Source organism: Rhodococcus sp. P3_B8 (assembly GCF_056402775.1).
This window is the reverse complement of record NZ_JBFUGT010000586.1, coordinates 1-1835: the sequence shown is the minus strand read 5'-3', so window position 1 is coordinate 1835 and position 1835 is coordinate 1. Positions and strand designations below refer to the sequence as shown.

Sequence of the window (1835 nt, the reverse complement as noted above, 5' to 3'; positions counted from 1 at the left end):
CCCTTTTACTGACCACCCGGGGCAGCTCACCGCCCCAAGATTGACAGGATTTTTCAGTGGCACGCGTAAAGAGGGCGGTAAACGCCCAGAAGAAGCGTCGTTCGATTCTCGAAGCCTCCAGCGGCTACCGCGGACAGCGCTCGCGCCTGTACCGCAAAGCGAAGGAACAGCAGCTCCACTCGCTGACCTACGCCTACCGTGACCGCCGTGCGCGCAAGGGCGACTTCCGCAAGCTGTGGATCACGCGTATCAACGCTGCTGCACGGGCGAACGACATCACGTACAACCGCCTGATCCAGGGTCTGCGTCTGGCCGAGATCGAGGTCGACCGCAAGAACCTCGCCGAGCTGGCCGTGTCCGACGCGGCGGCGTTCGCCGGCCTCGTGGCCCTCGCCAAGGCGGCGCTCCCGGCTGACGTGAACGCTCCGGCCGGAGAAGCGGCCTGAGTCTCGCAGCACCCCGGCCTTCAGAGCCCCGGCCTTCAGAGCCTCGGAAACGACCCGTGGACCCGCTCACCGAGCGCACTCCACGGGTCGTTTCTGCTGTCAAGCTGCTGCGCACCGCGGAACGCCGCAAGGTCGGGCGCTTCCTGGTGGAGGGCGAGAACTCCGTCGGCGAGGCACTCGACACCCGTCCCGTGCACGATCTCTTCTACACCGAGGACGCCGAGCAGCGGTACGCGAGGCTGATCGACCGGGCACACACGGCGGGCGTCCGTACGTCGTTGGTGACGGACCGGGCGGTTCGAGCGCTCAGCGACACGGTGACCCCGCCGGGTCTCGTCGCGGTGTGCGATCTCCTCGACGTTCCGCTGGCGGAGGCGATCGGACCCGGAACCCGTCTGCTCGCGGTCCCGGTGGCGGTCGCGGAGCCGGGTAACGCGGGCACCGTCATCCGGGTCGCGGACGCGGTGGGCGCGGACGCGGCCATTCTCGCGGGCGACAGCGTCGACCCGCACAACGGCAAATGCGTCCGGGCGTCCGCCGGAAGCCTGTTCCACCTTCCGGTGGTGCGTGAACGGGACACCGCGGCGGTCCTCGACAGCATCAGCGCGGCGGGAATTCAATTGCTCGCCACGGCGGCCGACGGCGAGGTCGATCTGGACGACGCCGACGAACTGCTGGCCCGCCCCACGGCGTGGCTGTTCGGCAACGAGGCCCACGGCCTCGACGCGGCCACGTCCGCGCGAGCCGATTACCGGGTGCGGATTCCGATCCACGGTCGAGCCGAGAGCCTCAACCTGGCGACGGCGGCGTCGATCTGCCTGTATTCGAGCGCACGGGTCCAGAATCGCAAGCGAACCGACAGCTGAACCGGCGAAAATCGGATCGCATAGGATTTGACGGCGAGCTGTTTCGGTTTCGTCGAGAGTGTTGACTGAAAGAACTTAAGGAGTGGCACCGGTCGTGGCTAAAAAAGAGGGCGCTGCCTCCACGGGCGTCGAAGGCGGCGCGGTCGATGCGAGTGCGCTCACCGAGGACGCTCTGACTGCGGCAGCGGAGAGCGCCGAGAAGGCGTTCGCGTCGGTGGCGGATCTCGACGACCTGGCGAAGGCCAAGGTCGAGCACATGGGCGACAAGTCGCCGATCGCCCTCGCCCGACGCGGACTCGGAGCCCTCCCGGGCAAGGAGAAGGCCGACGCAGGCAAGCGCGTGAACGTCGCCCGCACCCGGATCAGTGCGGCGTTCGACGAGCGCCGCGCCGTCCTGCTCGCCGAACGGGACGCGGCCGTGCTCGTGGCCGAGGCCATCGACGTGACCCTGCCGTCGCAGCGTCAGCCGGTGGGCGCCCGCCACCCGATCAGCATCATCTCCGAGCAGGTCGAGGACGTGTTC

The 1835-nt window shown here is 68.3% G+C and carries 2 protein-coding genes and 1 pseudogene; all 3 read left to right on the top strand.

Features of this window, described 5'->3' with window-relative positions; genetic code table 11:
• Window positions 1-56 precede the first annotated feature (56 nt).
• Window positions 57-446, top strand: coding sequence for a 50S ribosomal protein L20 (gene rplT / locus AC1D1G_RS44820; protein WP_005247385.1), 390 nt, complete (start codon window positions 57-59; stop codon window positions 444-446).
• A gap of 56 nt (window positions 447-502) precedes the next feature.
• Window positions 503-1312 carry a TrmH family RNA methyltransferase gene (locus tag AC1D1G_RS44815; RefSeq protein ID WP_283334324.1) on the top strand — a complete coding sequence of 270 codons (810 nt, stop codon included), beginning with the start codon at window positions 503-505 and terminating at the stop codon, window positions 1310-1312.
• Between the two features lie 94 nt (window positions 1313-1406).
• Window positions 1407-1835 (top strand): annotated as a pseudogene (locus AC1D1G_RS44810) (phenylalanine--tRNA ligase subunit alpha); the annotation flags it as partial.